General features: G+C 51.9%; 1 rRNA gene. It reads left to right on the top strand.

Going from position 1 to position 675, the window contains the following annotated elements:
* Positions 1-675, top strand: a 23S ribosomal RNA gene (locus EHW56_RS15240); the annotation flags it as partial.

Below are 675 nucleotides of genomic sequence, written 5' to 3'. Positions count from 1 at the left end.
TGGGGTGACCGCGTACCTTTTGTATAATGGGTCAGCGACTTAATGTTAGTAGCAAGGTTAACCGCATAGGGGAGCCGTAGGGAAACCGAGTCTTAACTGGGCGAGTAGTTGCTAGCATTAGACCCGAAACCGAGTGATCTAGCCATGGGCAGGTTGAAGGTTGAGTAACATCAACTGGAGGACCGAACTCACTAACGTTGAAAAGTTAGGAGATGACCTGTGGCTAGGGGTGAAAGGCCAATCAAACTCGGAGATAGCTGGTTCTCCCCGAAAGCTATTTAGGTAGCGCCTCGGACGAATACTACTGGGGGTAGAGCACTGTTAAGGCTAGGGGGTCATCCCGACTTACCAACCCTTTGCAAACTCCGAATACCAGTAAGTACTATCCGGGAGACACACGGCGGGTGCTAACGTCCGTCGTGGAGAGGGAAACAACCCAGACCGCCAGCTAAGGTCCCCAAGTTATCGCTAAGTGGGAAACGATGTGGGAAGGCTCAGACAGCCAGGATGTTGGCTTAGAAGCAGCCATCATTTAAAGAAAGCGTAATAGCTCACTGGTCGAGTCGGCCTGCGCGGAAGATGTAACGGGGCTAAGCGATACACCGAAGCTGCGGCAATGTCCTTATGGATATTGGGTAGGGGAGCGTTGTGTAAGCTGTTGAAGGTGTGCTGAGA

The sequence above is a fragment of the Salinivibrio sp. VGrn1 genome (assembly GCF_009377995.1).
Taxonomy (GTDB): Bacteria; Pseudomonadota; Gammaproteobacteria; order Enterobacterales; family Vibrionaceae; genus Salinivibrio; species Salinivibrio siamensis.
Note: the sequence above shows the minus strand (reverse complement) of the source record. Positions and strands in the feature narration are given on the sequence as shown.